Source organism: Pseudoteredinibacter isoporae (genome assembly GCF_011602085.1).
GTDB classification, from domain to species: Bacteria; Pseudomonadota; Gammaproteobacteria; order Pseudomonadales; family Cellvibrionaceae; genus Pseudoteredinibacter; species Pseudoteredinibacter isoporae.
On the sequence record NZ_JAAONY010000003.1, the window covers coordinates 81,858 to 108,357 of the forward strand.

Genomic DNA, 26,500 nt, shown 5'->3' on the forward strand with positions numbered 1-26,500 from the left:
TTCTCCACACCGTCTGGCCAAAATGCGAAGAAACAGACCAATGGAACCCCTTGCTAAAACGTTCAAAAAAACATCAATACCCGACGTTATTTCCAGCAATGCCTATTGATCTTCATTGTGATAATCTTTCGTAAAAGCGATAGCCCGGTAATTAGTGGCCAACACGCACTGAAGAAGCCTTATGAACCCTCCCCCCAAATTCAAAAACCATCACTTAAAAGGCTTGCAACCCATTCTCCGCGTAATGCACGACAAGGGTTTCTCGGCGGAGCGATGTCTGTCGGGCACAACGCTGGATGTGGAATCGCTGCTGCAAGACGGACAGACCCTCAGCCTTGAACAGGAATTTACTATTTACCGCAATATCCAAAAACTGGATAAAAGCCCTGAGCTGGGTCTGGAACTCGGTCAGGTTTTCGAGCTGCAAAATTATGGTGTTCTCGGCTATGCCATTCTCAGTGCAGCAACAGTTGCTGAGGCGCTGGAATTGGTCGCCGATTTCGGTGAACTGACTTTTTCACATTTCAAAATATCCATTCAAAACATTGATGATCTGGCCGGCTTTGTATTTGCTCCGGCCTACGAGCTGCCCGCTGATTTACTGCAAATATACAGCGACAGAGACATGTCCGCCTCGATGACGGCCTTCAACAGTTTTTCCATGCAAAAACAGCAGGCTACCCGCATTTATTTAATGCACGATGGCAATGGTGATCAGGCGTTTTACGACCGCTTTTTCAATTGCAAGGTGAGTTTCGGACAGCCATATAATGCCCTGCTCTTCGATCCGGATTTACTGCAAGGTGTTCTGCCTCAACGGGATGCCCAGGCAGCTCAGTATTTACGAAAACAATGTGAACAGTTATTACAGAGTTTTAGCCAGCAAGGCGGCTTTATTGATAAAGTGAGAACACTCATGCTGGCCGAGCCCGGCCAGTTTCCGGGAATAAAAACCCTCGCCGAAAAACTTCACTTGTCCGAACGCAGCTTGCGTCGGCGCCTTCAGGAAGAAAACAGCAGCTATCAACAACTGCTTAATGACATTCGTTTTGAATTGGCCAAGCAATATCTTGATGCCGGCCTCTCGATAGAACAGATTGCGGAATTACTGGAATACAGCGAAACGGCTAACTTTTCCCACGCTTTCAAACGCTGGACCGGTCTCTCGCCAGTCCAGTTTCGAAAACAAAACGCGATCAACTAACAGGCTCACGCATGGTTACGAATTCTTCAGCCGCTGTTGGGTGAATACCAATCGTTGTGTCGAATATCGCTTTTGTTGCACCGGCGCGAATGGCGACTGCCAGCCCCTGGATAATTTCACCGGCATCACTGCCCACCATATGGCAGCCCAGAACTTTATCACTGTCACGATCTACAATGATTTTCATCAAAGTGCGCTCAGGCAAACCGCTCAAGGTGTGCTTCATATGCTTAAAGTCCGATTTATACACATCGACATTGGCGTACTTTTCCTTGGCCTGGGCTTCTGTTAAACCAACAGTGGCGATATTCGGCTGACTGAAAACCGCCGTCGCGATATTGTCGTAATCAACACGACGGCCGCCTTCACCAAAGAGATTGTGTGCCAAAGCCATGCCTTCCGCCAAGGCAACCGGTGTCAATTCAATGCCACCAATCACATCGCCCAGAGCGTAAATACTTGGCTCGGCCGTCTGGTAGTTTTCATCAACCACAATCGAACCGTTCGCGCGCATTTCAACCTTGGTATTTTCAAGCCCAAGACCGGGGGTTTTTGCGCGTCGGCCAGTGGCATACATAACGGTATCCACTTCCAGCTCACGACCATCATTAAAGCTGACTTTTAAGCTGCCATCTTCGTTTTTAACAATCTTACTGACATCGGTATTAAAATGCAGATTGATACCTTTCTGTTGCATTTCATTGGCAACGAATTCACGCAAGTCATCGTCGAAGCCACGCAGGAACATCGGGCCACGATAAGCCTGATGGGTTTCTGCACCCAAACCGGCAAAAATACCTGCGAACTCAACCGCGATGTAACCGCCACCCACAACCAGAGCTCGTTTGGGAAACTCATCCAGGTAGAAAACCTCATTGGAGCTGATCACATGTTCGCTGCCCGGAAACTCGGGTACGTAAGGCCAGCCACCAACAGCAATCAGAATATTTTTGGCCGTGTATTCCTGTTCACCGACAGCAACGGTGTTGGGCCCGGTTACAACACCGCGACCGTGAATAATTTCAACATTCGCACCACCGAGAATATTTCCGTAAATCCCGTTAAGGCGCTCGATCTCAGCGGTTTTTCGATCACGCAATGTTGGCCAGTGAAATTCGCTCTCACCCACTTTCCAGCCAAAGCCTTCTGCCGCTTCAAACTCTTCGCTGAAGTGTGAGCCGTAAACAAACAGTTTTTTCGGCACGCAGCCAACATTCACACAGGTGCCACCCAGGGCACTGTCTTCAATAACGGCAACCTTGGCGCCGAGTCCCGAGGCCATGCGACTGGCGCGCACACCGCCAGAGCCTGCACCAATCACCAGAAAATCATAATCGTATTGGGTTTCACTGCTCACAAGATTGTCCTTTACTCAGTGGATTTCATCAGGGCCTAACTGTAGGCCATGAATATAAATTGGGGAATTATTTTAATCTAATACAAGTAATAGCTTTTCGCTATACTCAATAACGAATAAGCTTATTATTTTAGACCAGAGACTAAACTATTTTAGAAGAGTCGCCAGACTCAGGCATTGATATCGATATGGGGTTGATCGTCGTCTTTGCGACGATTTTTGCTGCGGGTGTCCAAAGCGGTTTCTTTATTTTCCTTACGACGCTCACCCTGACGGCGATCTACCGTGTTGTATTCGCCAGTGGCATCAGTAGCCTGTGTGTGGGTGACATTACTCTGCCCCGGCACCTTACGTTTCAGTGCTTTGCGAGTCACCCCCGGGCGAAAGATATTGGGAATATTGATCATAAAACACACCGCCATTAACACGTTTCCGCCACGCAATAGCAAGTCGGCTATCGCGGACGCTCAAAGGTTTTATCGGCCTGACTGTTGAAATATTAAACAGGGCAATATTGATTTTTGCAAATTAGGGAAAGGATAGAAGCGACAATAAAGAAAAGCCCGAGGTATTCACCTCGTTTTCAGGCGAATAACTGCGGGCAAAAGCGCTCGGAGAGAGCAGATCGGCAGGGGTTAATGTTCGGCTAAGCTGGCGGCTAACTCGGTGTAGCCACCGACGTATTCACTTCCTTTAAAAATTTGAGGTACGGTTCTTACCGGGCGGCCAATGGTCTTTTCCAAATCCGCTTTACTGATGCCTTCCGCATGGATATCCACATAGCGGAAGTCCAATGACTTCTGTCCCAAAAGACGCTTTGCCTGCTCACAAAAACCACAACCTGGGCGGCCAAAAACGGTATAACTCATCTTTAAATCCTCTCGCTTTCAGTAATGGCGCTTGCTGCACCTCGGATGTTTGTTATTATCCACTTCCCTGTATATTTGGATATTTAATTTGATTAATTTAGCTAATAGCTTTTTCTTATCAAACTTTTTTAATCGAATGTCCGGCACATCGTCGAAGAACTAAAAATGAGCAAAAACAAAGAGATAGACTACATTCCTCAACACAAGCTCAGGTTGAGTTTTATGCCCTGGCTCTATTTTCGCTTAAAGGACAAGCACTTGAGTTGGGCAAAACCCTGGCAGGACACCCTGCAACAGCAGCTGATGTCCCTGGAAACCGTCGATATTGCAGAACGCTGCTTTATCGCCCCTGAAGCCAAACTGTTCGCCGAGCCAGGCCGCCTGATCAAGATCGGCGAAGGCAGCTTTGTGGCCGCAGACAGTGTATTGCACGGCCCTATTTCCATGGGAAGCCAGGTCAGTATCAATCACCACTGCAGCCTTGATGGTGGCCGGCATGGCATTCACATCGGGGATAACTGCCGCCTTGCGCCCTACTGCACCCTGTACGCGTTTAACCACGGTATGTCTTTGGAAAAGCCGATTCACGCGCAGGCGGTAAACTCTAAAGGAATCACCCTGGGAAACGATGTTTGGCTGGGGGCACGTGTGGGCATTGTCGATGGGGTTCGTATCGGCCATCACGCTGTCGTGGGGATGGGCAGCCTGGTCAGTAAAGATGTTCCAGACTATGCCATTATGGCGGGGAATCCAGCCCGCCTGATTGGCGATCGACGCGAACTCAGTGAGGAAGAATTACAGCGGCTGGCCGACGAGATTGGCTTGTAGATCTTCACCCCGATACAAAAACGGCGCAGAAATTGGATTTCTACGCCGTGCTTGATACCCGATTGAATATTACTCTGGAAAAGAAAGCACCTTAACGGCCGAATATGCTTTTCAGTTTATCGACGGCTTCACCGCCGATCTTGTCGGTCAATTTTTCCTGCAATTTCTCTTTCAATTTTTCCTCAGCTTTGGCTTTTGCCAGCTCCGTCAGCTCTTTGGTCACCGCAGCCTTGACCTGTTCCAACAATGGCGCCACAACCGCCTGCCCCAGCTGTTCCGGTGTCAGGCCCGTTGTTTTATCGCCAATGTTATCCAGCGCAATGGTAGGAAGATTAATGGAACGCTCGCCAAACTGGGCGCTCTTGAGGTTTAGCTGACCGTTGGTAAAGCGGAACTTTTCAACCATCAAGCGCACATCCGGGCCTTTCTCAGCGGGTGCAGCCTCCTTGGCGGGTCCTGCCGATTGCTGAATGTTGTCCAACAGCGCTTGCAGATTGGTGTCTTTCAGGTTTTTCTGCTCAGCCAGCAACTTGGCACCATCAACACTGATCTCTTTGATTACTTTAACATCCCCCAGCAGAGACTCAGGATCAATGTGCAAGATTACCGCACCCATTTCCACCGCATTGGCCTGACTGAAGCCACTTGGGTTGGCCACCGTCAGATTCTGCAAACTGCCCTTGCCCTTGGTGAGTTCGATATTGGCAGCCTGGAGTTTCACCTCCGTTTTCAGCATTGCACTGCCCTGGTCCTGCACGGTATCCACGGTAAGCTGATTGATGTTATTTAAAAACAACATTGCGATTACAACGACGGCAATGACCACTACAACGACCAAGCCGATCAATATTTTTAGGGCTTTCATGGTAGGTTATCCTTAATGCTGGTTCAGGTTTCTTTTGGGTTTTCCGTAAATCCGTCGCTGGGCTTTGTACCGCCACCATTACCCGAACCGTCGCTACGCTTATTCGACTGTGGTGAATGCTGGCGCTGCTGTTCAATATTCTTTCTGGCCTGATCGATCTCTTTACCAACGATACCAATCAGGGATTCCCAGCCATCGAGAAAGGCATCATTGGCCTTATCGGCAATGCCTTTCAAGCTTGTACGCTCAAACTCTACCAGCTTTTTGCGAATAAAGCCCATTTCATCCCGGCTGGCTTTCAGTTCGGCAGACAGTTGTTCATTCTGCTCATGAAGAGATTGCACCTGCGTGGCAAGATCGGTCGATTGCTGCCATAGCTGATAGCAAAACACGCCCAGAATCAGGCTTAGCGCAATTGAGATAATCGATAGGTATTTCATTGAGTTTCCTCCGCATTCAATGAGCTTGGCACTTGTGTTGTTGAATAGGTTAAATTGAATTTTTCGTCGACAACATTTATCCACTCAAACCGTGTGCCTTTAGCGACACTCCCTGCTCGACCCTAGCCCCCATTAAGACCCTTGGTTCAAGTGTTCTAGCAAACGCATTTTCAAGGCATTGGGTATCGCCTTGATGGTTAAACTGTCGGCCGATGGGTCATAGACAATGCTATCTCCCAAACAATCCGCATTAAAACTCATACTCAGCTGCTCACTGCGGCCACTGATACGCAAAAACTGACGTAACTTGGCTCGATCGGGAATCAGCTCCTCAGTCTTAGCGATATCACGCTGGGATTGATAGTCCGACACGAAGTTCGCAAAACTGGCATCGTCCTCCACAGCTTTGGATTCGGCCAGAGCGTTGGACAGCTCCTCAAATACGACGGTCTCACCCAGTTTATCCTGGGAAATACAGTAATCCACCACTTCACTGCGGCACAGAGCCGCTTGATCTTCGTCCATATCTTTGGTGAATTCCGCTACGGCATCCAGAAAATTCTCGGTATCCGCCTTGGTGTCTAACGCATCACCCATGCCGACCACTTCGGTAAAGAAATCACTGAGTTCCTTGTCGCCCCTGGGGCGCAACAGGGAAATCGGGCTGTCACTCTGAACATCGGGGTCGGCGATCAGTGCGTCGGTAATATTGATGCGGCAGCCGGCGATCACTTTGCTGATATCGAGGTAGAGGCTGTCGGATAGTTGCAATTCAGTATCCAGATACAGGCCCTCTTTATGATCCAGCAGGAACAAGTGTAAAAAATCGCACTCTGCCAGACTTTCCACAAACAGCAGAATATGGGCATCCAGATCGACACTGCTTCCGGCCAGCTTGGTTTCAAAGTGCTGCCAAAGCTTCTCACCGAGGCTTTTAAAGCTCATCTTCTCTTCTTGCAGCTCCTGCAACCACGGCTTCAATGGGGCTTCGGCCAGCTCCCGGCTGAAATTGCCGTGGATTTTCCCGGCTTTGCCCACAAAAGCCTGTTTAAGCTCACGGAGCAGGTATTCCGGACGACCACCGGTGCCCAGCTCGACATTGGGCGTTTGACAACGAAATTGATTGGCCTGGGCCGCGTGCTGCATATAGCTGGCGGTAAAGAAGCTGAGTGCCATAGGGCTTGAACGTCCTTCACATAAAAAGGTCACAGTATACCTCAGGCAGGAATTCAAGGCCCCTGCTATCTATCACCAATCGCCTTGGCTATACTGGCAGCGCCGACAGGCTAACTCGTTTGAAGACAGGAGTTTATATGAAGCAGCAAAGCAATATGGCAAAGAGCAAACTGAAACCAAGAGGCTGGTTTTCGCCTTTGACCGTTTTGTGCATGGGTTTACTGTGCTCATCCGCTTTCGCACAGGATAAAGAGCTCAGCGTAAAGGATTTGGGCTGGATTGACCGCAGTCACATTCAAAAACAAATTGATTCCATCGATGAGATCAGCCGTCGTAATTTCGGTGGCGGCCTGCACGGTACCAAGCAGGATTTAAAATTGGTTCAGCGCATTATTGATCGCAGCCTGATCAAACGGGATGATCGCCTTAAGCTACAGGCACTGGGTGCCGTACTCGGCCAGGTTCTGGTCAATGAAGAAAAGCTGGAATGGCAAAACTATGAAGACAAGCTGGGCAAAAGTCGCGCGGTTTGCGTACCGAAGACACAGCACTGTCTGTTTCCTATCACCATGCTGTCACGCCGCATGGAAGTTGGTTTGTTGCCCCGCGTAGATGACGTTTACAAAAAAGCCATCGAGCGCATTGAAGGCCATATGCCTAAAAACCCCTACGACGTCGACAGCGGCAGATAAGCAAGCAGGCGTTTTGATTTTCTGCTTCAAGGGGCGTTGCCGTTTAATCGGCAACGCCTTTTTAATGTGAGCCTGTCCTATAAAGCCTTAGGATTCTCCCTGATCACTGCCTCCCATGCTTGGCGCATGGGAAATAATCCGATCAGCCAGACGAGAGAACGGCAAGCTTTGTAACCATACTGTACCGGTTCCACTCAGCTCCGCGAGAAACAAACCCTCTCCACCGAAGAACATACTTTTCAAACCACTGGCCAGACGAATATCATAATCGATGCCCGACGTGAACCCGACAATACAACCGGTATCCACTTTCAGGGATTCACCTTTCAGTTCTTTTCGTACCACGGTTCCGCCCGCGTGAACAAAAGCCATACCATCACCGTTTAAGCGCTGGAGAATAAAACCTTCACCGCCAAAAAAACCGGCCCCTAAACGTTTTTGCAGGGCAATACCAATGCGGGTTCCCTTGGCGGCACACAGAAAGCTGTCTTTCTGACAGATCAACTCTCCGCCGATTTCAGACATGTTCACAGGAACAATACTACCTGGAAACGGCGCTGCAAATGCGACTCGTGACTTGCCTGAACCTTGATGAGTAAAGTGCGTCATAAAAACCGACTCGCCCGTCAATGCCCGCTTGCCTGCACCCCACAGTTTGCCAAGAATGCCCTGCTCGGCATCGGAGCCGTCGCCCATTTTGGTTTCAAACTCAATGCCTTCTTCAAAGTAATTCATCGCACCCGCTTCAGCGATTACCGCCTCGCCCGGATCGAGTTCCACTTCGACAAGCTGCATGCTCTCACCGATAATTTGATAGTCAACTTCATGACACTGATTGCTCATGGCAGGTTTCCTTTAAGCCGAGTAATAGTCGTGCGTGATTAACACGTCAAAGAGCCGCAGTGTAACCAGATTTAAGGCGAGTAGACAAGAAAAGCCCGGCACATTGGCCGGGCAAAAGAACATAACTGACTAGAGTTGGTTTAGAACAGTTTTGGGAGAGATTCAGTAGTTACCGAGATCTTTGCTCAGGCGTTGACGCGCTGCGCTCAGTTGATTCCGGTAAGTCACAGCCAAAAAGCTCGGGTCGTTCACCCCCTGGTCTTTCAGGCGCTTGCGTTCTTGATGCAGGTAACGCGCAAAATTGTGGTACTTGGCTTTGTCCAGTCCGTACAAAATTTTTACCCAACGATTGACGCACTCAATGTAATCGTGTCCCTGTAACTCAAAATACGGGGTGAATTGATAGTGAATGCCCTGCAAGGTTTTTTCACCCGGGGCACTGAAACCCCGTGGCGGTACATAGGTGGCCATATAACGGAAGGGAAATAACATCCATAACCAGATCTGCTTCAATACTTGCCAGACGGCGTTTACCGGCAAGCATAATAGATACACCACAAGTTGCAGAGCAAAACACCAGGAAGAACGAGACCAGCTCAGGGAACTCATGGTCAGGGACTGTAAAAAGCCGCGACCGTCGAAGGACTTTTTAATCAAGGCACGGCGCTGTAACCGACGCCCAACTTCAAAGCACTCGATTTCTGCTTCGGTTAGCAGCGTGTCGGAAAATACCAGACTTTTCATGCCGTTCCCTGCATTGGCTACGGTTTGCACTACGACCTCCATTGGCATGACGATCATTCGGGTCATGCATTATTTCTCAATCTGGAGCGATTATGGCAAAGCGCAACTTAACAGGGTCTGAACTGTTCCAATTTGGGGGCTGCTAGAGGTTCTATAGACTACTAGAATTGGTTAGAGGTGTTGATAGGATTCCACACCGCGTTCGAGCAGTTGTCGGGCCAGAAGCTCATCGAGGTGCTCCAGATCCGCCAGGCTCAGACTGATGTAAGGGCTGCCCTCACGTTCATAGTATTCCTGACGCTGGAACTGGGCACTGATCTCCTGAGGGCTCAAATCCAGGCCCCAAACTTCGATATACAGGCGGCTGTCAGGCAGGTAGAACTGACTTTTCAAGCCGCGCTCTCTCGGCAGTGGGCGGCCACAGCTATGGCCCAGACCCGCAAGATATAGCCAGTCCCCTACCAATTTAAGGGCTCGACAGGGATGTTCCTGGCCATCCAGAGCTAGACAGCTGTGCTTTTGGGCCAGTTCTTCTTCACTGAGCTGACTGCCTGCGGCGAGGTCCTGCAATTCCGCGGCAACAGGCTTCAACCGATCGAGGAGGTCCTGCTCCCAAAGCGCATAGGTGCGTCCTGAAGGTTCGTGGGTATGAATGCTGCCCCCACTTTGGCGACCAAACTGACTCAGGCGCCAACCACGAATATCGCGCTCAATCAGGCCCTGCTCGGCCAGCAGCGCATTGACTTGGCGGGCCTTGATGGAAAACTTTTGGGCAATGGCAGAGGCGCTGAGGCTACCGGGCTCACGTTCGGCAAATATCGCGTGCTCACATACTCGTGACGGCCAGACAATATAGTCGCCGTAACGCTTACTGTGGCGTATCTCACCACCTTCAAACTCTCCCTTGGCCGTCAACTTCCAACTCTCATCCACGTATTGAATCCAGCCGGCATCCAAAAGTGTTTTGGTCAGCACTTTAAGGGGCATATCCAGCTTGTCAGCGAGGGCTGTGCGGGAATAAAAGCCAGCCATGGTTTCATTTCGTTCTTTGGACACAGTGTTTCCATTGGCAGTCGTCGAAAGCGCGGATTATAGCCTATTTCGCGTTGTTTTTGCGCAGCTCAACACTTACACAACCCCCTGAGGGCGCGACATGAATCAAAGGCTTGGAAATCAAGTGGGATATCGACATCACGGAAACCCTCGGGTATGGTGGCGCCATTAATTCAAATGCAGAGACGTCCCCATGGACCCACAAAAACTTTTTGCCAAACACGATATCAGCAACTCGGATATTGATCAGATTTGCCAAACCTTCAAGGCTCGCATAAAAGATCAGGAATTGCCTCGCCAGGCCGAAGTCTTGTTGGAATCCGCTGCGGTTGATCTGGCACTGGGTGCAATTGAGATGAGCCAGGAAACCCAGGCCGCCATGGGCGACGCCCTATCGCCCAAAGATTTGATTCAGGTGCTGACGGGTTGTGAACTTAACTGATAATAGATTACGTATAGAAAAACGAAACGGCTGCGCTATTTAATCAGAACACCAAACACAAAACCTATTGGCTTTTAGCCGCTTGGGGTAAACCTTCAAAGTGGCTGAGCGCCTTGGTAAAGCCAAACAGCGAATGCACTGACGTCACTTCTCGTCCATCCAGTGCCGCGAAATTCAAACGCAATTTTCTGCCCGCGCGCATTGCATTGATCAATTCATCTTGTAAAGGATAAGTCAGCATGCAGCCAATTTGGGTGCAATAAGAATAGCCATAGTTCTTTTTAAAGATTTCCTTGTCATCATAACGCAGAACACTGAGATCCACGCCGTGATCAATGCGAGTCATTAAAGGAACCGTAAAGGTGATGAGTACCGAAGGCCCCTTCTGATGCAAAGACACCGAGCTGATCACGCGTTTCTTGTCGTCCAGAATATACTGGTGAACAATGCAGTCGCCATCGCTGCAATTGAGCACCCAGTCTTTAAAAATAGTGCGATCACTTTCCCGGGTTGCGGCGGCATTAGGCGGTATTGAAGTGGAAGCTTCGTCCGGCAATGCCGTTGGCTTACTCAGCGATGTGGTTTTACTGGGTGCCTGATTCAATTCCACCTGAGCCATAAGCGCGCCTGGTAACAACAGCGACAACACCAGAAGCGGCGCTTGAAGCTTTTGCCTTAGCAAGCTAGATAGAGAATCTGACATACTCTTTTCCCTTTAACGAGTTCCCTGCAATGCTTTCCAAAGCTTCGGGAAAGCCTGAGTGGAGACATATTATTCAAAGGCAGTATGCCTTTATTTAGTGTTGATGGCCACCGGGACCATGGGCGTGGCCATGATCGATCTCCGAGCTGGTGGCTTCGCGAACCGACAGCACCTCAATATCAAATTGAATATTTTTTCCCGCCAAGGGATGGTTTGCATCAATATCAACATTTTTCAGGCCCACTTTAATCACGGTTGCCTGCTTCTGCCCCTGATCCGTGCTGATGTGAACAATCTGTCCGAGCTTCGGCTTTTTGTTCCCAATCAAGTGTTTAATTGGCACACGCTGAGTCCAGTTTTCGCGTCTCGAGCCATAGGCCTTTTCAGGGGGCAGTTCAACACTGAATACATCACCCGCTTCGCGACCCAGCATGGCATCTTCCAGAGCGGGCAGGATATTCCCATGACCGTGCAGATACAGGCTGGCCTGATCTCCGTGGGAGGTTTCCAATTCCAGGGCCGGTTCTTCAGAACTGTTCCACAAGCGATAGTGAAAGGAAACAACGGTGTCTTTACTGATTTTCATAGATCATTCTCACTTCGAGCGCTCACCGGATCTTGCCAGTGCCGCTTTGGTTTTACTGGTGGCGGGTGCCTGTAAAGGATCATCCGGCCAAGGGTGTTTAGGGTAACGCCCTTTCATTTCTTTTTTGACATCCTGATAGGCATTTTGCCAAAAGCTGCTTAAATCCTGGGTAACGGCCAGAGGGCGCCCCGCCGGGGATAAAAGTTGTAGACTGATAGGCAATTTGCCGTTCAGTAATTTAGGACTTTCACTGCAGCCAAACATCTCCTGCAGTTTCACGGCCAGTACGGCGGATTCACTTTGATAATCCAGAGACTTCTGTGCGCCGCTGGGAACCGAAATCGAAACGGGTAAATGCTTGTCGAGATACTGCTGCTCTTCCCAGCTCAACAGAGCCAGAATACTGTTCTTCAAATTCAGATTTTTTAACTCAGCCAACTTGTTAATCCGGGCAAGCTCCGGCGCCAGAACACCCTCCAGGCGATCGAGGATGTCGGGCCATTGAATGTGCAAATGGTTTTTGTCGATTTCTAAGCGATGAAGCCAATTAATTCGTTCGATAAGCTGCTGGCAGTTTTTGTCAATCACCAGACAATCCTGATGATTTTCCCGGATATAATTCATCAACGCAGAACTCTTTACATCCGGTTCTACCGATTTTAATGCTTTCTTTTCCAGCAATAAGCGTCCGAGATACACACGCTCCTCAGCAAGAAAGCGCCCTTCCTGCTTATCCCAATTGATATAGGCTTGCGTTTTGAACTGAGCCTTGCAACTCGCTTCGATACTGGCTCGATCAGCAGCCGCAGCCAGGTGAATTCGATCATACTGCTGGCCTTTACGGCCGCCAATTTGGGCAGCCAGCAAAAACTCTTCTCGGCTCAAGGGGTCGCTGGCGTCCAGGGTGGCCTGCCGCCCATTACTGAGCTGATAGATGTATTGTCCATCACTGTGCTGACGCAAACGCTTGGCAAGACGATCTGGATACGCGAGGAGTAATAGACCCGCAACGCTGCTGACCGCGCGGGGTTCTTCTTCATTGGAATCCAACGCGGCTTCTTGCTGCCGCAACTGTTGGGTCATTTGCTTAACGCTGCTGCGAATTCGATGACGGGCACCTTGATTGTGCTTGCTATCGCTTTCACCCGCCAGCCATTGCAAACGTAATTCAATATCGCAGCTGCCGGCATGCTGGCCTAATGGATCTTTCTCCACCAATAAGGCCGCTATTTTTGTGGCGAGATCCTGATTGCCGCTCGCCAGAGATAACATATGCGCTAAACGCGGATGCATGGGCAGTTGCAGCAAAAGTTCACCATGCTTACTGATCTGCATACTCGGGAAATGACCGCGAGTAGCGTGACCTTGCGATGCATGAAATGCCCCAAGAGATTCCAGCAAATCGCAAGCCTGTCTGGTATTGGCAACAGGAGGCACATCCAACCATTGCAATTCATCCAGACATTCGGCGCCCCAGGCGGCCGCTTGCAAACACAGTGGGCTGAGATCCGCTCTCAAAATTTCGGCCTGCCCGTGATCCGCCAGGCTTTCTTGTTCGGTCTGGCTCCAAAGCCGCAGGCAATATCCATCCTGAACTCGCCCCGCCCGTCCAGCACGCTGTTTACTGCTGGCCTTGGAACAACGTTCAGTCAGCAGGCGATTCATACCCGTATTCGGATCAAACGCCGAACGGCGTTTCAAACCGCCATCGATCACAACGGTAACGCCTTCGATGGTTAAACTGGATTCCGCAATATCGGTGGCCAGTACCACTTTCCGCAAACCATCTTTTGCGGGCGAAATGGCCTCAAACTGTTTCTCCAAGGGTAAGTCGCCATACAAAGGCGAGAAAAACAGTTTGTTATTGGTTTCATCTTCCCATTGCGCAAACTGTTCCTGTAAATATTCCAAACAGAATTTAATTTCGCCCTGCCCAGGCAAAAAAATCAGCACCGAGCCCGGCATTTTCTTCAAGGCGATATGCAAAGCCTTTTTCAGACGATCAGCCATTTCCTGACGGTAGCATCCGAACAAACTGAGCTGCCCCTGATATTCCACTTCCACAGGATACTGCCGCCCTTCACTGCGAACCAGTGGCGCATCGGGAAAACACACTTTCAGTTGCTCACTTTGCAGGGTTGCCGACATCAGCAAAATTTTCAGTGGGCTTTCTTCTCGGAAAATATCACGCGATTGCAGAGTCAAGGCCAAGGCCAGGTCGCCGTCAAGATGACGTTCATGCATTTCATCGAAGATAACCAGGGCAACGCCCTCAAGCTCTGGATCATTCTGCAGTCTGCGCAGAAACAAACCCTCGGTCATGACTTCAATTCGTGTGCGCTTGCTGACACGGCTTTCCATCCGCACACGATAGCCCACGGTTTGCCCTACCGGCTCACCGAGCAAAGCTGACATGCGTTCCGCCGCCGCTTTAGTCGCCAGACGTCGGGGTTCAAGTACAATGATTTTCTGCTCTTTAAACACATCCAGCTTAAGGGCCAGCAATGGCAGCACTGTGGTTTTACCTGCACCGGGCGCCGCCTGCAGAATCAAGGTGTCAGCGGCGCTTTCGAACGCTTCTGTGAGTTCAGGCAGTAAATCAAGAATAGGCAAGTCGGGCAAAGATAACTCTGCAAGACATTCGGATGCAACGCTCATTGATCAGCGTTCGCCGAAATCGAGAATATTGGCATTCAAGTCGTTGCCATTTACCCAGTTTAAAAACTCTTCGCCCAGCGCAAGGCTCGCGTTCATAGCTTGGCGCCAACGCTGTTGGCGAATCTCATTGCGGCCTTTGTAAATTGAAAAGTCCTTTCGATCGGGCAAGCGCCCATCTGGAAGTTGAGCAACAAACTCGGCACTGGGCGATAACATAATGACATTTTCCAGATCAGCCGCTTTTGCTTTGCGTGTGGAATAAAATTTATCAAACCAGTTAGGGACCAGATAATTATAAAAATGCGGGTACAAGACCAACCCCGGCTCTTGCCAGAAACGTTGGGGAATCGGGTGGTAATCCAGCAAGCCACCGTCGCGATACAAGCCCGGCTCGGCGCCGTCGATCTGGCTAATGGGGTCCATAATATAGGGAATCGCCGCAGAAGCTCGCAGTGCGGCGCGCAGATTATCCTGCCCCAGGCTCACATGCTGCGTTCGCACGCCAACTTCTTCCTGTAAAACCGGTGTATTTCGGGGATCACTGAACACCGCACGTTCAAACATTTGGCCGTAACCACCACGACCCAATGAACGACAGAAACCTTCAGCCATCCCGGCGGCCAGTCGCCAGGGCTGCTCCTGCCCCAGAAAACTGCGACATTTCACGGCGCCGCAGCTGTAACGCAAATAGGGATGTTGGAGAATTTGTTCTATATGGGGTTCAGGCAAAAAAGTTTGCAGGATACGTTCGGTTTCGTAGACCACATCTTCGGGCTTGGCTTTTTTCGCGTAACTCTGATCAATATACGCATGGGCCAGTGTTTCCAGAGCTTCACCGGGATTGCTCTGGCAAGCCGCCGCCAACTTCCAGGCACCTACCGAGGTACCATAAACTTTAATGGCTTGCTTGCCCTTGAAATCACTATCGGCTTGGAAATTAGAAGCGGACGGCAGCCACTGTTCAAATATCACCCGATCCAGACCATAAATCGCTAGCCATTTCGCAGCACCGGATGCACCGAAGATGGTGGATATATCCGCCGGGCTCAAGCCATTTTCCGCAATGTGTTGCCTGGCTTTGGCGCCGGCGTATATTTCGAGTAAAGCCATAGTGTTTGCTAAAGTGTTCTGCCTGAGCGTCTATTGTAACTTCTGTCGCTTTGCCTTGCAGCATGCGACGTCCGCTAATCCGAAAAGCTCAAGACCACTTTGCCACCTTTGCCGGCTTCCTGACTCAGGGCCAGCGCACGCTGGTACTCTGCAAAAGGAAGCACTTCGCTGATGTCCGAATGAAAAATGCCTTTGGCCGACAGTTTCCCCATTTGTCTAACCGTAGAAAGCAAACTCAGCACCGATTGCTGCCCCAGCCAGTTACCGGCAAAAAAGCCTTCAACTCTGGCACCGGGCATCATCAAATCCCGAGCAGGAATGGTGCACTCATTGGCTCCCAAAGTACCGTAAAACAATAAAGTGCCTGAAACACCGAGACAGCGAGCCATGGAACTGGCTAAATCACCACCAATACAGTCCATCGCGTACTTTACGCCCTGCCCTTGAGTAATTTCTGAAACCCTAGCCAACAGATCTTCTGCGGGATAAACAATCACTTCATCGGCGCCAAGCGCGAGCAGACCTTCGCGTTGAGCCGCATTGCGAACGATATTAATGGTGCGAAATCCGAATTCCTTACTCAGGCGGATGACCATCTTTCCCAGCGCAGAGTTGCCTCCGCTTTGCAAAAGATATTCACCCTGATCAACTTTCAACACTTTGCGAACCATCGCAAAACTCGACAATGGATTAATAGTGTACATCGCCGCTTGATCATGGCTCAGACTGTCGGGAACCGGGATCGCTTTCTTTGCATCAACGACGGTATATTCCTGCCAGGTACCTTCTGGTGGACCAGCGCTGATCGCCACGCGCTTACCTTTCAGTCGACGTGCCATCAAACTGCTGCCACAAGCATCAACAATACCCACACCTTCACCACCCAGAACATATGGATGCTTGGGATAGGTCATTTGCCGCGCTGGATCAAAATAACATTCGCGTTGCCCATAATTCCAGATCAAGCGCCCTAAAGCATCGCGATAGTCTCCGCGAATGAAATTGAAATCCGACGGATTAACGGCAGCTCTGAGCATACGAACTCTGACCTGCCCCGGACCGGGCTCAGGTTTCTCACGCTCAACGATGGATAGACGGGAAAGATCATCGGCAAAATCCTGGGCAACAATGGCCTGCATATTTCCAACCTCTGTAAGTGAATGGATTAATCCGGACGATAGCTCGCGGAGTTTTCAATCAGCGCTCGAAATTCATCGGGCATTGGGCAGGTTTTCTTTTGCTGCAAATCGAAATACACCAAAGTGGAACGGGCTTTAAGCAATTGCCGCTGTTCCTGAAAGATATCCGTCCGAATAGAGAGAGAACTGCGCCCCAGTTCAGAGATCCAGCTGTGATTACTGACCTGCTGACCAAAATAACCTTCGGCCATAAAGTCCATATTGACGTTGGCCAAAACAAAATTGAAGCCGTCAGCAAAACGAATGACGTCTCGATTCATCAACAGACTGGTCCGACTTTGCTCGACCCAGGCGCTATAGCTAACATTATTGATATGCCCCAGAGCATCGGTTTCACAGAAACGGGGCATAAAGTGTTCAATCAGCATCTTATTTTCCTTGTTGTCTGCTTTTTGATCCCTTGCCCTGGGCGGCTCAGCCAGTGGGCGAGTTTTTCCTGGATTGCGCCATTTGCTATACTGCGCGCCTTGGCCAATTCAGGGGATTGAGGACGAGTTTAGCATGAAAATTTTGGCGAATTTTGACAGAAAAAGGCTATTGCCCAGCGCAGCTGCACTGCTGCTCGGCCTGACTTTGAGCGCCTGTGGCCCGGCACCTGACGGCCCGCCTCAACGTATCGTTAAAGGGCTGCCCTGGCAGATCAACAGCTTTGAAGATGGCAGCAGTGAAGTCTTTGGTTTGCGCCTGGGTCATACTACGCTGGCCGAAGCACTTGAGATCATCGCCAAGGACAGCGAAAGCGCCATTGTTATTGACCAGCAGAATCATGCCAGCCTGGAGAGCTACATCAGCCACTACAAAGCCGGTCCATTGCAAGGCAGGTTAATTCTCGTCGCCGACATTCCTGCCAGCCAGTTGCAGCAGATGATTCAAAATCTGGAACACGGCGATTATATGGCCAGCGGTGCACGCAAACTGTTGCCCACGGATGCCGACTGGGAAATTGCTCTGCAAGCCCCTATTGCCAGCATCAGTTTTATTCCGGCCATCAATCTCGATGAAGATATCATTGTGAATCGCTTTGGCCAGGCAGCTACACAGCTGCAATCCGAGGAAGTCGACCACTTTCTCTACCCCGATAAAGGCTTGGATATTGCACTCAGTGAAGATGGCAAGGAAGTTTTGCAGTACATTGCGCCACGCCAGTTCCACAAGTTGAGCCAGCCTCTGTTGAACAACCCCAGGTATCAACTGGCTGACAACAAGTAAGCTGCCTCCGATTCATCTGCGAAGACAAAACAACAAGAGAACATACTATGGCCATTCAGTGGTATCCCGGGCACATGCACAAAGCCCAAAAAGAAGTACGCGAAGCGGCCTCGCAGATTGATTTGTATATCGAGGTACTGGATGCCCGGCTGCCCTATTCCAGTCAAAACCCAATGATTGCCGAGTTGCGTGGCGATAAACCCAGCATCAAGGTACTCACTAAAACCGATTTGGCTGACCCCCAACGCACCGAAATCTGGCAACAGCATTTTGAACAGGAAGCCGGTGTTAAAACTCTGGCCATTACCAATCAGCAATCTTCCAAGGCAAAAATTCTACCGGACCTGTGCCGTAAACTGCTGCCCGACACCAATCAGTTTAAGACCATCAATGCGATGATTCTTGGCATCCCCAATGTGGGGAAGTCTACTTTGATTAATACGTTGGCCGGGCGCTCGATTGCCAAGGTGGGGAATGAGCCCGCCGTTACTAAGGGCCAGCAAAAAATCAATTTACGCAACGGCATTATGCTCTGGGACACCCCGGGTATGCTGTGGCCCAAAGTAGAAAATGAACACAGCGCCTACCGCCTGGGCGTTTCCGGCGCCATCAAAGATACCGCGATGGAATATGAAGACATCGCTTTTTATGCCATCGGTTTTTTGCAAAAGCATTACCCGGAACTGTTGAAAGAGCGTTATCAGCTACAGGAAGTGTTCGACAGCGAGATTGATAATCTTGAGGCCATCGCCAAGCGACGCGCCTGTGTTCGCGCCGGCGGACGTGCTGACCTGCACAAAGTTTCCGAACTCTTGATCAAAGATTTACGCGGTGGACAAATCGGTGAAATCACATTGGAAACGCCGGAGATGATTACCCGGGAGCTGGCTGAAGTGGAACGCATAAAGGCTGAGAAAGCGGCCCAAAAAGAAGCCCGTCGCAAAGCTCGCGCACCACAGCGAGGGAACAATCAATAGATCAATAACGACGGGGCTGAATACCACTAGGGCTTTGGAATATTCAAGGCCTTGGTAGCCACCGCTACTCCCCAGCGCTTGTCTTCCATTTTTGCTTCGAGAGATTGAATACCCAGCACCTGCCAGTAGCCTTTATGCTGTTGCAAAATGGGCCCACCGGAATCGCCCTGAATGATTTCGCAATTGTGATCAAAGGAAGCACCTGAGCGATTCCAGGCCAGAATTTTGCAGTCCTTCTGTGCCGTTAGAACCTCGGGCCGGTCTCGACGATACCCCGCCAGCGTCACTTCCGCACCGGACGCGACTCGGCGCTTCTCGGACAAGGGTAAGAAACCCACCTTGTTGCCAATGTCCTGCCGCAAATCCAAAACAGCCCAGTCGGTGTGCACGGTTTCCAGATCAATCTGGCCTACCGCATTAAATTTTCCCGCTGCTTTAAAGGAATGAATTCGGCTGTAAGCCAAGTAACTCCCCTGTGAATAAGCCGCCACAAAGTGAATGTCTTCTGGGCTGTACCAGTCTTTGCTGTAGGCATCCCAGAGGCAATGAGCGACCGTGAGCACCTTATCCGGGGCAATTAATACACCGCTGCAATAATGGGAAGCGGCCACATTAACCTGGCCAATCGCACGCCAGGGCCACTGCCGGGAATCCACCAGCTGGCGTTCTTCAGGGTAATTGAGATGCAAACCTCTTTCATCCAGTTGAATGGGCTTGCTGTTGTTACGATGCTTGTCGAGCAGATGGTGTGGCACACTCGTCACTTGGGACGACTGATCGGTACTGGCTTGACTCAAGGGGACATGCAAGGCAACGACAAGGCATGCCCATCCCAGCAACACTTTATTCATGGCCACCTCCATGGCTACACGGCGAAGATAAGCTCCAGGCTTATTATCTAATCAGTGTAGCCAAGAAATGATCACTAAAGTGTATACAATTCATCCTCCATAATTGCCAGGACAACATAAATCGGGGAAATTCACACGCCACAAGGCCTGTAGATCGCTGAATTCCCTAAGATTATTTTGTCATGTCAACGGCATGCCCTTATGGCGTCATATTCAACAGATAGCCTAATCGGACTTTAAGGCGTCAGTTGTCTGGGCTTTTTCCTGCTTCATTTCCATCAGTTGCTGCTGGATTTCCCGCAACTGATCCTGCAGATCAAACATCGTGGGTTCACCACTCGCTTCGGCAGCTTCTTCGCGTTCGCGGCTGTGTTCTTCTTCCAACACATTCACCACAATACCAATGATCATATTCAGGAAGGCAAAAGCCGTGAAAAAGATAAACGTGAGATAGAAAATCCAACTCAGTTTGTAGACTTCCATGGTTTCATACATCACGTCGGTCCAGTCTTCAAAGGTCATGACTCGAAACAGCGTGAGTAGGGCGATGGTGATATCGCCCCAGAGTTCGGGATTAATATCATGGAACAAGGTGCTGCCAATAGCCGCGTAAATATAAAAGATGATAAACATCAGCAGCATGACGTAACCGAGCTGTGGCAAGGCTTTCACCAGCGAGTTCAGCAGCATGCGCAATTCGGGAATAATCGACACCATTCGCAATACGCGGAAAATACGAATCAGACGCCCCAACAAGGCCATCTCACCATTCTCAATGGGTATCAGGCTGACCACAACAATCAAGGTATCAAAAACATTCCAGGCCTTATTAAAGAATTTTTTCTTTTCAGGCTCTGCGATAAATCGAATGCAGATTTCGATCAGAAAAATAAAGGTAATTACCCAATCCAGCACCGCCAGAACTTTTAATGCCGCAGGGGGAATTGGATAAGTTTTCGCGCCGACCACAAGCGCGGAAAGGATAATGACCGTCACCACAAACATCTCAAAGGCTTTATTCGCCATGAGTCGGGTAAAGATATTGTCTTCTATGGATGGACTGTTCGCCATAATGTCGTTCTACTTCGCTAGAGTTAATAAGGCCGGAGACTGAAAAACAAACTCTGCCGACCGTTTAGACGATGATTGTCGGTCAAACGACTGCTGACCGTTGTTAGCTGTTGCTTTTCTAGCGCAGTAAAGCACCCAGGCGATACTGCGTTTCAGACAGAAAGCGTCCTGCTATTCCAGGCATTCCTTCGCGAAACGCTGAAACTCTTCTTCCCGCCATTCTTTATTGGGTTTCTCTTCCATCATGATGCACCACTCGCTGTCAGAATTGGCTGGTGCCTCGCGGGTTTGAGTATTGGAAAACCACTGTTCAAATTGCTCCGGCCCGATAAAGGCCGCCGCAGCTAACAGCAATACGCTCAGAGCGAGCGTGATGATCATCAGTTTCTTCAACATGAACAGATTACTTCTCAGCTTCTTATCGGTTTTGCTCGTTCAGCCAGCCGATAATATCTTCGGCATAATAGGTCAGAATCAAATCACAACCTGCTCGCTTAAAAGCTATCATGCTTTCCATAACTACCGCTTTTTCATCTATAACACCGGCAGCCGCAGCGGCTTTGATCATCGCGTATTCCCCACTAACATGATAAACCGCCAGAGGTTGATTGCTGCTGTCGCGAATTTCACGAATAACATCCAAATAGGCCAAGCCCGGCTTCACCATTAGGATATCAGCACCCTCACCCTCGTCCTGCAAAGATTCCGCCAAGGCTTCTCGCCCATTGGCCGGGTCCATCTGATAGGTATCACGAGTGCCTTTAAAATTGCTGTCCACCGCATCCCGGAACGGGCCATAGAATGCGGAAGCAAACTTGGTGGAATAACTCATGATTGGGATGTGCGTAAAACCGTCCGCATCCAACGCTTCACGAATGGCGGCAATCATGCCATCCATCATGCCGGAGGGCGCAATCATATCAACACCCGCCCGCGCCGCTGTTACTACCTGAGCCTGGAGATTTTCCAGCGTACGGTCGTTGTCGACGTCATGGTCGCCAATCACACCACAGTGGCCGTGACTGGTGTATTCACAAAAGCAGTTATCACTGATCACCAGCATATTGGGCGTCGCCGCTTTGGCAATGCGAATGCAGCGGGCCATCAAGCCATCGTCATTCCAGGTATCACTTCCGCAATCGTCTTTGTTCTGGCTGACACCAAACAGGATGACGGCCTTCAAACCCAGTTTCCACAAGCGTCGCAGTTCACCACCCAGCTGCGTTTCGGGAAAACGTTTTACCCCCGGCATACTGGGTATATCAACCGGTTCTTGAATACCTTCTTCGATAAAGACCGGCAAGATCAAATCTTCCACTCGCAAATGATGCTGACGCACCAACTGACGTAAAACCCGGGTTCTCCGAAGGCGTCGAAATCGAAAATCTGGCGTAACGGTCATAGGAATCTCTTATCTTAAAAATGTGTGTTTATCATTCAACGATAGGCAGTTTGGTATCCGAGTACTTTCCGGCGGTTTTTATGTAACTTCATTTCTTTCTTTATTTTTTCCTTCGCGGCTTATAGGGACTGAAAAAATACCAAAGTCCCAACGCCATCAGTAAAGCCGCACTGGCATAAAAAACCTTTCGCCAGATACTCTGGCCCTGGCGTAAAACCTGAAACTGTTCAACGTAAATCGTTTCGCAAGCTCCATTGCCGGTATCGTCGCGGGTGACACTCGTGCCACGAATCAAACCTTGCTCATGACCATATTCCGACAACCAGCCTTTAATCACAATCTGGTCACCAATACTCACCTTACTAATCTGATCGCGAATGTAAGGATTGGCGCTAATTAAGTGGTTATTGGATAACTGCTGCATATCAAAACTGGCCCAGGCTTCACTGCTGCGTGTTTTAACATTGCAGGTGAACTGACCGTTCCAGAAATCCAGCTGATTTAAAAACGGCGACTGAGCGGTATCGCTCCAGATGACACAGATATCCGCCACGTTGAGGTGGTCACCCCAGCTCTTGTGCAACATCTGGTCGCCATCATGCTCTCGGAATGAGACCACAAGGCCGTACAGTTCATAGCGGAACTTTCGATCCACATAATACTGACGATCCTTAAACTGTATTTGTTTGCGTTCCAGAGATTGGGGCTGCTGCAGGGGTTCCTGCAACAACCGTGCATCCAGTTGAATATCGCTGGCAAAACGGTCTCTTTGAAAAAAACTCAGCAGGCATATCAACACCAGAGCCCAAACCAGAATTTTCATGAGACCGCCCTTTCTCTGTAAAGCCGCCTAGGATTCGCGTCGCCATTTGGTGGCAATGCCACCACCCTCGGCGCGATAGTCATCCAACAACACACCCTGGGCTTTCAAATCATCGCGAATCTCATCCGCGCGCGCGAAGTTTTTATCTGCACGCGCTTGCAAACGTTCAGCAATCAGCTGTTCGATCACCTCCGCCGCCAAATCATCCGCGCCGCCTTGGGTAAACCACTGCTCAGGATCTTGTTGCAACAAACCGAGCACAGAAGCCATCGCCATCAATTCACCCTTTAACTGAGCCTTGTCACCTGCTTCGGCCAGTTTCAGACGTTTGGCAATGGCCAGCATTTCGGTGATTGCCTGACGGCTGTTCAAATCGTCCAATAACGCCTGGTAACCCGCCAGGTTTTTGACATCACACTCGCTGGCCTGAACTGCCTGCTCGTCGCGCAGCACGCCATAAATGTAATCGAGATTATCACGGGATTCTTCCAACAGCTTCTGGGAGAAATCCATATCCGAACGGTAGTGAGCCGATAAAATGCCGTAGCGCAGCACCTCACCTGGATAAGCCTTCAACAAATCCCTTACCAGACGGAAATTGCCCAGGGACTTGGACATTTTCTCGCCGTCGATATTGATGTAGCCATTGTGCATCCAGTAACGTACGTATTCATCGGCATCATTGGCGCAGCAGCTCTGGGCAATTTCATTTTCATGGTGAGGAAAAATCAAATCCTTACCGCCACCATGAATATCGATACTCTCACCCAAATGCTTTTTAATCATCGCGGAACACTCAAGGTGCCAGCCAGGACGACCAAAGCCCCAGGGACTTTCCCAACCCGGCTCATCACCTGTAGAGGGCTTCCATAAAACGAAATCGCCGGCGTACTTTTTGTAGTCAGCCACTTCCACCCGTGCGCCATCAAGCATGTCTTCCAATTTACGATTGGACAGTTCGCCGTAGTTTTCCATGGAGCGAACATCGAACAGCACATGCTGTTCAGCTTCATAGGCATGACCCTTGGCAATCAGGCGCTCGATCATATCGATCATTTCTGGCAAGTGTTCAGTTGCCTTTGGAACGATGCTGGGTGTCAAGCAGTTAATCGAAGCCATATCTTCCGCGTAGGCTTCGGTATAACGCTCGGAAACCTGGGCAATGGTTTCGCCATTTTCCCGAGCCGCTTTCATAATTTTATCGTCAATATCGGTGATGTTGCGTGCGTAAGTGACTTTCGGAAATTCTTTTTTCAATACGCGAAACAAGGTATCAAAAACCACCGCCGGGCGCGCATTCCCGATATGCACAAAGTTATAAACCGTTGGACCACACACATACATGCGAATGTGCTCCGGGTCGATGGGATTAAATGTTTCTTTTTGACGCTTCTGTGTGTTGTACAACTGCATAGCAATGAACTCTACTGTGATTGTTTGTTCCCGGCGATTTGATCAATATACACAAGCTGTCAAGTGCAAACGGTCAAATCAGATAACAAGCAATCGAATTTTTAAACCTTATTGGCCCAAGTATCTTTTAAACCAATGGTGCGGTTGAAGACGATGCTTCCTTCCTGGCTGTGCTTGGCATCCAGACAGAAATAGCCTTCTCGCTCAAACTGATAAGCCTCTTCTGCTTTGGCTTTGTGCAAAGACATTTCCGCTTTTGCTCCGCTCACAATGCTGAGGCTCTCCGGATTAATGTAATCCAGGAAGTTTTTGTCGCCGGCATCCGGCGCAGCATCATTAAACAGGCGATCATACAGACGAACCTCGCAATCGATATTGTGGCTCGCCGACACCCAGTGGATCACACCGCGAGGACGAATACCTTCCGGGGGATTGCTGCCCACCGTAGCGGCTACCAAAGACACTTTGATCTCAGTAATGTCACCGGCATCGTTTTTAATGACATCCTCGGCCTTAATCACATAGCTGCCGCGCAGCCGGACGTATTCGCCCGCCACAAGACGCTTAAACTTCTTGCGTGAAAGGCTGCTGTCTTCGTTGAAGTCTGCGCGATCGATATACAGCGTTTCTGTAAACGGCAATTCGCGAATACCACGAGATTCATCGTTTGGATGAACCGGTTGCTGCATCGTAGCGACACCTTCTTCCACCGCATGGCCATCGGCCGCGACCTGATCAAAGTTCACCACCGTCAACAATAATGGATCAAGTACACACATTGCTCTTGGCGCAACGTTGTTCAGGTCGTCGCGAATCGCATGCTCCAGAGTCGCCACATCAATGGTGCTGCCGGATTTGGTGACACCAATAACATCGCAGAAGTTACGCACAGCGGCCGGAGTGACCCCACGACGTCGCAAACCGGAAATGGTTGGCATACGTGGATCGTCCCAACCGTCCACAAAACCTTCATCCACCAGCTGCTTCAGCTTACGCTTGGAGGTCACGGTATAGTTCAACTCCAGACGCGCAAACTCGTATTGTTTAGGCGTACTTGGCACCGGCAGATTTTCAATAAACCATTCGTACAGCGGACGATGATCAGCAAACTCCAGGGTACAAATTGAATGGGTAATGCCTTCAATGGCATCTTCCTGGCCGTGCGCGAAATCGTAAGTCGGATAAATACACCATTTGTCTCCGGTCTGATGATGCGCTTGCTTTCGAATACGGTACAGCATCGGGTCGCGCATATTCATGTTGGGGCTGGCCATATCAATCTTGGCACGTAATACGCAGGCGCCTTCGTCGTACTCGCCGGCGCGCATTTTTTCAAACTCGGCCAGATTTTCCTCAACACTGCGATCGCGATGAGGGCTGTCCTTACCCGGCTTGGTTGCCCAGCCGCGATATTCTTTGGTCTGCTCAGCACTCAAATGGCAGACATAGGCCTTGCCCTCACGAATCAGGTGTAAAGCCCACTCATAGAACTGCTCGAAATAGCTGGAGGCATAGCGGATATCGCCGTCCCAGTCGAAACCCAGCCACTGAACATCACGCACGATGGATTCCACGTATTCCTGGTCTTCTTTCGCGGGGTTCGTATCATCGAAACGGAGGTTACATCGCCCACCAAAGCGCTCCGCCAGACCAAAATTCAAACAGATCGACTTAGCATGACCGATGTGCAGATAGCCATTCGGCTCTGGCGGAAAACGGGTCACAAGGGCGTCGTGGCGACCTGCCTCAAGATCCTGAGTGATAATCTGTTCAAGGAAGTTCAGCGGTTTGCTTGTTTCGCTCATGGCGTTTGGATAATCCTTACTTCAATAGCTTGCATGTTGACCTCAAATGGCGACATATTCACCACGCCACCAGACCTTTACCCTGGATATACGGGCAGTTTGGGCCATTGGTTTGAGATCCGAGTCAAACCGCGTATTATAGCCGCCCTCAGCCCGAGTCGGCATCTTTTTCCTTGGTTT

Annotated in this window: 28 protein-coding genes; 6 read left to right on the top strand and 22 right to left on the bottom strand. The window is 50.0% G+C overall.

Going from position 1 to position 26,500, the window contains the following annotated elements:
* Positions 1-181: 181 nt before the first annotated feature.
* Positions 182-1,204: an AraC family transcriptional regulator gene (locus tag G8768_RS16670; protein WP_166843856.1), complete on the top strand. Its 1,023-nt coding sequence runs from the start codon at positions 182-184 to the stop codon at positions 1,202-1,204.
* Here G8768_RS16670 and gorA read toward each other — a convergent pair.
* The 3 genes from gorA to G8768_RS16685 all read right to left on the bottom strand — a co-directional run bounded on the left by gorA (position 1,197) and on the right by G8768_RS16685 (position 3,430).
* On the bottom strand, positions 1,197-2,561 hold the full coding sequence (gene gorA / locus G8768_RS16675; protein ID WP_166843854.1) for a glutathione-disulfide reductase: 1,365 nt from the start codon (positions 2,559-2,561) through the stop codon (positions 1,197-1,199). The genes G8768_RS16670 and gorA overlap by 8 nt on opposite strands.
* Positions 2,562-2,731: 170 nt before the next feature.
* Complete coding sequence (locus G8768_RS16680) at positions 2,732-2,968, bottom strand: hypothetical protein (RefSeq protein ID WP_166843852.1); 237 nt, start codon at positions 2,966-2,968, stop codon at positions 2,732-2,734.
* A gap of 228 nt (positions 2,969-3,196) precedes the next feature.
* The gene (locus G8768_RS16685; protein ID WP_166843850.1) at positions 3,197-3,430 is read right to left on the bottom strand and encodes a GrxA family glutaredoxin; all 234 of its coding nucleotides are present in this window, start codon (positions 3,428-3,430) and stop codon (positions 3,197-3,199) included.
* A 165-nt stretch (positions 3,431-3,595) separates the two neighbouring features.
* Between G8768_RS16685 and G8768_RS16690 the strand changes: the two genes are divergently transcribed.
* Positions 3,596-4,258, top strand: a complete 663-nt coding sequence (locus tag G8768_RS16690; protein ID WP_166843848.1) for an acyltransferase — start codon at positions 3,596-3,598, stop codon at positions 4,256-4,258.
* Between the two features lie 91 nt (positions 4,259-4,349).
* Here G8768_RS16690 and G8768_RS16695 read toward each other — a convergent pair whose 3' ends face one another.
* From G8768_RS16695 to G8768_RS16705, 3 genes are all read right to left on the bottom strand, one after another.
* Complete coding sequence (locus G8768_RS16695; RefSeq protein ID WP_166843846.1) at positions 4,350-5,123, bottom strand: AsmA family protein; 774 nt, start codon at positions 5,121-5,123, stop codon at positions 4,350-4,352.
* Positions 5,124-5,146: 23 nt separating this feature from the next.
* Positions 5,147-5,563: a hypothetical protein gene (locus G8768_RS16700; protein ID WP_166843844.1), complete on the bottom strand. Its 417-nt coding sequence runs from the start codon at positions 5,561-5,563 to the stop codon at positions 5,147-5,149.
* Between the two features lie 132 nt (positions 5,564-5,695).
* On the bottom strand, positions 5,696-6,739 hold the full coding sequence (locus G8768_RS16705; protein ID WP_166843842.1) for a nucleoid-associated protein: 1,044 nt from the start codon (positions 6,737-6,739) through the stop codon (positions 5,696-5,698).
* A gap of 137 nt (positions 6,740-6,876) precedes the next feature.
* Between G8768_RS16705 and G8768_RS16710 the strand changes: the two genes are divergently transcribed.
* Positions 6,877-7,431 (top strand): DUF3806 domain-containing protein, encoded by a 555-nt coding sequence (locus tag G8768_RS16710; protein WP_166843839.1) that lies wholly within the window; start codon positions 6,877-6,879, stop codon positions 7,429-7,431.
* A gap of 87 nt (positions 7,432-7,518) precedes the next feature.
* Here G8768_RS16710 and G8768_RS16715 read toward each other — a convergent pair whose 3' ends face one another.
* The 3 genes from G8768_RS16715 to G8768_RS16725 all read right to left on the bottom strand — a co-directional run bounded on the left by G8768_RS16715 (position 7,519) and on the right by G8768_RS16725 (position 10,074).
* On the bottom strand, positions 7,519-8,274 hold the full coding sequence (locus G8768_RS16715) for a TIGR00266 family protein (RefSeq protein WP_166843837.1): 756 nt from the start codon (positions 8,272-8,274) through the stop codon (positions 7,519-7,521).
* Positions 8,275-8,436: 162 nt separating this feature from the next.
* Positions 8,437-9,084 (bottom strand): hypothetical protein, encoded by a 648-nt coding sequence (locus G8768_RS16720; protein WP_166843836.1) that lies wholly within the window; start codon positions 9,082-9,084, stop codon positions 8,437-8,439.
* 105 nt (positions 9,085-9,189) lie between these two features.
* Positions 9,190-10,074 carry a hypothetical protein gene (locus G8768_RS16725; protein ID WP_166843834.1) on the bottom strand — a complete coding sequence of 295 codons (885 nt, stop codon included), beginning with the start codon at positions 10,072-10,074 and terminating at the stop codon, positions 9,190-9,192.
* Positions 10,075-10,264: 190 nt separating this feature from the next.
* Between G8768_RS16725 and G8768_RS16730 the strand changes: the two genes are divergently transcribed.
* On the top strand, positions 10,265-10,513 hold the full coding sequence (locus tag G8768_RS16730) for a hypothetical protein (protein WP_166843832.1): 249 nt from the start codon (positions 10,265-10,267) through the stop codon (positions 10,511-10,513).
* A 64-nt stretch (positions 10,514-10,577) separates the two neighbouring features.
* Here G8768_RS16730 and G8768_RS16735 read toward each other — a convergent pair whose 3' ends face one another.
* The 6 genes from G8768_RS16735 to G8768_RS16760 form a co-directional block, all read right to left on the bottom strand.
* Complete coding sequence (locus G8768_RS16735) at positions 10,578-11,216, bottom strand: invasion associated locus B family protein (protein WP_166843830.1); 639 nt, start codon at positions 11,214-11,216, stop codon at positions 10,578-10,580.
* 94 nt (positions 11,217-11,310) lie between these two features.
* On the bottom strand, positions 11,311-11,802 hold the full coding sequence (locus G8768_RS16740; protein WP_166843828.1) for an FKBP-type peptidyl-prolyl cis-trans isomerase: 492 nt from the start codon (positions 11,800-11,802) through the stop codon (positions 11,311-11,313).
* Between the two features lie 9 nt (positions 11,803-11,811).
* The gene (gene hrpB / locus G8768_RS16745) at positions 11,812-14,460 is read right to left on the bottom strand and encodes an ATP-dependent helicase HrpB (protein WP_166843826.1); all 2,649 of its coding nucleotides are present in this window, start codon (positions 14,458-14,460) and stop codon (positions 11,812-11,814) included.
* Between the two features lie 3 nt (positions 14,461-14,463).
* Positions 14,464-15,570, bottom strand: a complete 1,107-nt coding sequence (locus G8768_RS16750; protein WP_166843824.1) for a patatin-like phospholipase family protein — start codon at positions 15,568-15,570, stop codon at positions 14,464-14,466.
* Positions 15,571-15,644: 74 nt separating this feature from the next.
* A complete protein-coding gene (locus tag G8768_RS16755) occupies positions 15,645-16,709 on the bottom strand; it encodes a zinc-dependent alcohol dehydrogenase family protein (protein WP_166843822.1) in 1,065 nt (354 codons plus the stop codon).
* Positions 16,710-16,735: 26 nt separating this feature from the next.
* Complete coding sequence (locus G8768_RS16760) at positions 16,736-17,137, bottom strand: acyl-CoA thioesterase (protein WP_166843820.1); 402 nt, start codon at positions 17,135-17,137, stop codon at positions 16,736-16,738.
* A gap of 133 nt (positions 17,138-17,270) precedes the next feature.
* Between G8768_RS16760 and G8768_RS16765 the strand changes: the two genes are divergently transcribed.
* Together G8768_RS16765 and ylqF are read left to right on the top strand one after the other, a co-directional pair.
* Positions 17,271-17,978: a hypothetical protein gene (locus tag G8768_RS16765; protein ID WP_166843819.1), complete on the top strand. Its 708-nt coding sequence runs from the start codon at positions 17,271-17,273 to the stop codon at positions 17,976-17,978.
* A gap of 47 nt (positions 17,979-18,025) precedes the next feature.
* The gene (ylqF, locus tag G8768_RS16770; RefSeq protein WP_166843817.1) at positions 18,026-18,955 is read left to right on the top strand and encodes a ribosome biogenesis GTPase YlqF; all 930 of its coding nucleotides are present in this window, start codon (positions 18,026-18,028) and stop codon (positions 18,953-18,955) included.
* 26 nt (positions 18,956-18,981) lie between these two features.
* Here the strand turns inward: ylqF and G8768_RS16775 are convergent, their stop codons facing one another.
* The 7 genes from G8768_RS16775 to G8768_RS16805 form a co-directional block, all read right to left on the bottom strand.
* On the bottom strand, positions 18,982-19,806 hold the full coding sequence (locus G8768_RS16775) for a trypsin-like serine peptidase (protein WP_166843815.1): 825 nt from the start codon (positions 19,804-19,806) through the stop codon (positions 18,982-18,984).
* Between the two features lie 225 nt (positions 19,807-20,031).
* On the bottom strand, positions 20,032-20,877 hold the full coding sequence (locus G8768_RS16780) for an ion transporter (protein ID WP_166843813.1): 846 nt from the start codon (positions 20,875-20,877) through the stop codon (positions 20,032-20,034).
* Positions 20,878-21,048: 171 nt separating this feature from the next.
* On the bottom strand, positions 21,049-21,273 hold the full coding sequence (locus G8768_RS16785) for a DUF3012 domain-containing protein (RefSeq protein ID WP_166843811.1): 225 nt from the start codon (positions 21,271-21,273) through the stop codon (positions 21,049-21,051).
* Positions 21,274-21,295: 22 nt separating this feature from the next.
* Positions 21,296-22,279 carry a porphobilinogen synthase gene (gene hemB / locus G8768_RS16790; RefSeq protein WP_166843808.1) on the bottom strand — a complete coding sequence of 328 codons (984 nt, stop codon included), beginning with the start codon at positions 22,277-22,279 and terminating at the stop codon, positions 21,296-21,298.
* Positions 22,280-22,379: 100 nt separating this feature from the next.
* Complete coding sequence (locus tag G8768_RS16795) at positions 22,380-23,102, bottom strand: hypothetical protein (protein ID WP_166843806.1); 723 nt, start codon at positions 23,100-23,102, stop codon at positions 22,380-22,382.
* Between the two features lie 27 nt (positions 23,103-23,129).
* Positions 23,130-24,521, bottom strand: coding sequence for a cysteine--tRNA ligase (gene cysS, locus G8768_RS16800; protein ID WP_166844162.1), 1,392 nt, complete (start codon positions 24,519-24,521; stop codon positions 23,130-23,132).
* Positions 24,522-24,616: 95 nt separating this feature from the next.
* Complete coding sequence (locus G8768_RS16805) at positions 24,617-26,320, bottom strand: glutamine--tRNA ligase/YqeY domain fusion protein (RefSeq protein WP_166843804.1); 1,704 nt, start codon at positions 26,318-26,320, stop codon at positions 24,617-24,619.
* Between the last annotated feature and the right edge of the window lie 180 nt (positions 26,321-26,500).

Coding starts and splice junctions, on each gene's coding strand:
- G8768_RS16670 (WP_166843856.1), top strand. CDS start 182: ATGAACCCTCCCCCCAAATTCAAAAACCATCACTTAAAAGGCTTGCAA.
- G8768_RS16680 (WP_166843852.1), bottom strand. CDS start 2,968: ATGATCAATATTCCCAATATCTTTCGCCCGGGGGTGACTCGCAAAGCA.
- G8768_RS16685 (WP_166843850.1), bottom strand. CDS start 3,430: ATGAGTTATACCGTTTTTGGCCGCCCAGGTTGTGGTTTTTGTGAGCAG.
- G8768_RS16690 (WP_166843848.1), top strand. CDS start 3,596: ATGAGCAAAAACAAAGAGATAGACTACATTCCTCAACACAAGCTCAGG.
- G8768_RS16695 (WP_166843846.1), bottom strand. CDS start 5,123: ATGAAAGCCCTAAAAATATTGATCGGCTTGGTCGTTGTAGTGGTCATT.
- G8768_RS16700 (WP_166843844.1), bottom strand. CDS start 5,563: ATGAAATACCTATCGATTATCTCAATTGCGCTAAGCCTGATTCTGGGC.
- G8768_RS16705 (WP_166843842.1), bottom strand. CDS start 6,739: ATGGCACTCAGCTTCTTTACCGCCAGCTATATGCAGCACGCGGCCCAG.
- G8768_RS16710 (WP_166843839.1), top strand. CDS start 6,877: ATGAAGCAGCAAAGCAATATGGCAAAGAGCAAACTGAAACCAAGAGGC.
- G8768_RS16715 (WP_166843837.1), bottom strand. CDS start 8,274: ATGAGCAATCAGTGTCATGAAGTTGACTATCAAATTATCGGTGAGAGC.
- G8768_RS16720 (WP_166843836.1), bottom strand. CDS start 9,084: ATGACCCGAATGATCGTCATGCCAATGGAGGTCGTAGTGCAAACCGTA.
- G8768_RS16730 (WP_166843832.1), top strand. CDS start 10,265: ATGGACCCACAAAAACTTTTTGCCAAACACGATATCAGCAACTCGGAT.
- G8768_RS16735 (WP_166843830.1), bottom strand. CDS start 11,216: ATGTCAGATTCTCTATCTAGCTTGCTAAGGCAAAAGCTTCAAGCGCCG.
- G8768_RS16740 (WP_166843828.1), bottom strand. CDS start 11,802: ATGAAAATCAGTAAAGACACCGTTGTTTCCTTTCACTATCGCTTGTGG.
- hrpB (WP_166843826.1), bottom strand. CDS start 14,460: ATGAGCGTTGCATCCGAATGTCTTGCAGAGTTATCTTTGCCCGACTTG.
- G8768_RS16750 (WP_166843824.1), bottom strand. CDS start 15,570: ATGGCTTTACTCGAAATATACGCCGGCGCCAAAGCCAGGCAACACATT.
- G8768_RS16755 (WP_166843822.1), bottom strand. CDS start 16,709: ATGCAGGCCATTGTTGCCCAGGATTTTGCCGATGATCTTTCCCGTCTA.
- G8768_RS16760 (WP_166843820.1), bottom strand. CDS start 17,137: ATGCTGATTGAACACTTTATGCCCCGTTTCTGTGAAACCGATGCTCTG.
- G8768_RS16765 (WP_166843819.1), top strand. CDS start 17,271: ATGAAAATTTTGGCGAATTTTGACAGAAAAAGGCTATTGCCCAGCGCA.
- ylqF (WP_166843817.1), top strand. CDS start 18,026: ATGGCCATTCAGTGGTATCCCGGGCACATGCACAAAGCCCAAAAAGAA.
- G8768_RS16775 (WP_166843815.1), bottom strand. CDS start 19,806: ATGAATAAAGTGTTGCTGGGATGGGCATGCCTTGTCGTTGCCTTGCAT.
- G8768_RS16780 (WP_166843813.1), bottom strand. CDS start 20,877: ATGGCGAACAGTCCATCCATAGAAGACAATATCTTTACCCGACTCATG.
- G8768_RS16785 (WP_166843811.1), bottom strand. CDS start 21,273: ATGTTGAAGAAACTGATGATCATCACGCTCGCTCTGAGCGTATTGCTG.
- hemB (WP_166843808.1), bottom strand. CDS start 22,279: ATGACCGTTACGCCAGATTTTCGATTTCGACGCCTTCGGAGAACCCGG.
- G8768_RS16795 (WP_166843806.1), bottom strand. CDS start 23,102: ATGAAAATTCTGGTTTGGGCTCTGGTGTTGATATGCCTGCTGAGTTTT.
- G8768_RS16805 (WP_166843804.1), bottom strand. CDS start 26,320: ATGAGCGAAACAAGCAAACCGCTGAACTTCCTTGAACAGATTATCACT.